The sequence below is a fragment of the Pseudofrankia coriaricola genome, assembly GCF_001854805.1.
In the GTDB taxonomy this organism is placed as follows: Bacteria; Actinomycetota; Actinomycetes; order Frankiales; family Frankiaceae; genus Pseudofrankia.
The window spans coordinates 1-3202 of sequence record NZ_MBLO01000162.1; the positions used below are offsets into that span (position 1 = coordinate 1).

Annotated in this window: 2 protein-coding genes; both read right to left on the reverse strand. The window is 68.6% G+C overall.

Translation table 11 applies throughout. From position 1 onward, the window contains the following. A partial coding sequence (locus tag BCD48_RS21010) for an IS701 family transposase (protein WP_131804070.1) occupies positions 1-688 on the reverse strand: 688 nt, incomplete at its 3' end. Between the two features lie 661 nt (positions 689-1349). Further along, positions 1350-2993, reverse strand: coding sequence for an IS1634 family transposase (locus BCD48_RS21015; protein WP_071050119.1), 1644 nt, complete (start codon positions 2991-2993; stop codon positions 1350-1352). Between the last annotated feature and the right edge of the window lie 209 nt (positions 2994-3202).

Here is a 3202-nt window from a genome sequence, read left to right on the forward strand (position 1 = left end):
GTTTGAGGGCCAGCACGAACGGCACCCCGGTCTCGCGTAGCTCGGCGACCAGCCCGGGGCTTTCGGACGGACCGTAGAAGCAGTCGGCGACCACCGCGCGGAACGGGACGCCGGCGGTGTGGGTGTCGGTGACCAGAGCGGCGGCGAGCTGCCCCTTGGTCCGAAACGACGGATCGGCCCGGCCGCCGGGCAGGCACGGCGCCGGGAGATAGAGCCGGGTGTGCAGCGGGTGGTACACCCGCTCGTCCGCCCAGGCCGTGGACACCGCGACGATCCCGCGGTCCACGCYGTTGCGGGAACCGATGTACTGGCGGGACACCCCCGCGGTGGCGTGCCCGCTCTTGCGGTCCCCGGAGTCGTCCAGGACCAGTACCCCACCGGGATGAGGCCGGGTGGCCGGCGCCGCCAGGAGCAGCTCGACCCGCCGAGTGTCGATTTTCTCGTGGTCCCACCGGGACTCGGACAGGAACCACTGCAGCCGCTGGACCTCCCGATGCTGCGCGCCCACCACCGGCTCCGCCCCGGCCAGACACGTCAACGTCTTGTTCCGGTCCCGCGGCAGCAGCAGACCGACCAGGTAGTCCCGGAACGCCCGACGCTGCGCCCGAGAGGCAAACAGATCATCGAACCGGGACGCGTACGCCTCCACCGGCGCCGGAGCCGGCGGACACGGCAGCCGCTCTGTCATCACGATCACCCCCGCGACCGAACCACTCCTTCCCTACCCGACACAGCCAGGAATTCCCCGGCCACCCATACATGATCAAACGATCACAACAAACCACCGCTGGTCGGGTCGGAGCCCAGCGTCAAAAACCCTGCAAGGGGGAGCGACTGGACGGTCCGTAGCATGAAGCGAAGCCTGCCGCCTCGTTAGAGGCCCGCTTCGGCGGGAACAGGGAGTGCCGAGCCGCGGAAATCACGGTGAAGGCCACGGAAGCGGTGTAGATCCTGGATTGCAGCCGTGAAGGACTCCTCGGGGTATGGGGCGCGGAACGTTCAGTAGTGACGGCGGGAACTGGGGAGACCCTGCCTGGCCCGGCAGTACCGCGATATAGCTGCCGGAGGGGCGACATCCTATAACCGATGATCTCGGGAAGTGGGTGACGTGTCGGGTGGGGAGTCGGAGGCGGCCGTAGTGTGCGCCGGGCGGCGCAGAGAACTAGCTGGTGAAAGTCCAGCCGGACCGGCCCCAAGCGGGTGTCCATTCACGGGTGGGTGGCTGCGGTCCGCTGAGCTGGGCGTTTGTGTTGGGGTGACACGTTGTGGCTGTTGCTTGATCGTGGCGGTGGGGCGTGGATGATCTGGGTTTGTGGCTGACCCGTCCGTGTCGTTGGACCTGAGTTCGGTCATTTGGTTAGTGCCTTGCCCGTGAGGGCGTCGAGCAGGGTTCTCCGTTCGGGGTCGAGTTCGGGTGGGAAGGTCTGGGCGGCGCCGTTGATCGCGATGGTCGCGGAGCGGAGTGGGCGGAGCTGTCGGATGACGTTGCGGACCGCGAGGCCGGTGCGGTTCTGGATGGCGCGGGCGACGGCGAGCGCGGTGAACACGATGGTCAGGTGGGCTTCGATTGCGTCTTTGGTGCGTACGAACATGGGCCGGGCGGCGAGGTCGGTCTTGGACATCCGGAACGACTGCTCGACGTGCCAGAGGTCGTGGTAGTTCGCGATGACCTCGGGGGCGGTCACGACGGTGACCGGGAGGTTGGTGACGTAGCCCTTGAGGCCGACGAGTCGGCGGGCGCGGGCGAGGCTGGCCTCGTCGAGGGTGGTGGTGTCGCCTGTGACCGTGACGAATCTCGGGGTGCGCGCGGTCTGTTCTCCCCCGACGACGGCGCGGGCGCGGTTCTCCTGGGCGGTGAGGGTCCTGTTGTCGCGGGCGGCGCGTCTGGCGGAGTAGGCCCAGACCGCCCGCCACGACGCGGGGTGCTGTTCCCGGTCCCAGACGGGCTCGGCCTTCAACGCGACGTCGTTGTCCCGGTTGCGGCCCTTTCTGGGAGTGATCGTGTCGATGATCTGCCCGTCGGTGAACGCGTCGCCGTGCCAGCGGAAGTGGGACTCCAGATCGATCGGCGCCTTGGTGACCCGGGAACCGACGATGAACCCGAACCCGGCCTCGTCGAGGTCGCGCAGGTTGGCCGCGGAGGGCATGCCGGCGTCGGCGACCACGACCAGGTTCTCCAGGCCGTGGCGGTTCCTGAACTGGCGGACGATCGGCAGGATCGTCGCGGTCTCGGCCCGGTTGCCCTCGTAGCAGCCGATCTCGAGCGGGAACCCGTACCGGTCGACGAGTAGCCCGACGACGATCTGTGGGTCGACGCGGCGTTCCTTGGAGTAGCCGACCCGGCGCAGTTCGTCCTCGTTCTCGGCCTCGAAGTAGAGCGTGGTCACGTCGTAGAGACACAGCGAGACATCACCAGCGGCCCTGGCGTGGGCGAAACACAGCCCCGCGAGCTGGTCGCGGTAGCCGCCCTGATGCGCGCGGAGCAGGGTGCGGCGCATCGTCTTCTCGCTCGCCGGCGTGGCGCCGAGGTCCACCAGCACCCTGCCGGTGTCCAGGATCGACGTCGGCTCGACCAGCCTGGCGATCACCAGGTCCCGGAACACCTCGTCGCCCAGGGCGTCGAACCCCAACGACGTGAACACCGAGACGAGCACGTCGTAGAGCACCCGCGAGCCGGTCGCGACCACCCGCGGCCCAGCGACCGCCACCCGCCCACGCAGCGGTTCCACGGCCACGTCGAACAGAACCGGCGGGGCAGGGCCGGCCTCGCCGAGCAGCGGGGTCCTCACCGCGACCGGCTCGACCCCGAGCTCGAGCTCGCCCTGGCCCGGAGCCTCCAACAGTTCCCGGGCCCGCTCGATGAGCACCCCAAGCTCGGCCTCGGTATGCGCCGAACCCACATGCGCGACGATCCGCCGCCGGCCCCCGACCGACTCGGCGATCTGCACAGCCGTCGCCCCCGACGCCGTCCGCACCCGCCGAATCCAGGCCACAACCACACCGTAGGGCACCAATTAGTGCCTCAGAACCACCCACCAGGCACCCATCACCCCAGGTCAACGCACTACACCATGATCGAAAACGAGCAGGTGACCGAACTCAGGTGCGGTCCGCTGAGCTGGGCGTTTGTGTTGGGGTGACACGTTGTGGCTGTTGCTTGATCGTGGCGGTGGGGCGTGGATGATCTGGGTTTGTGGTTGAC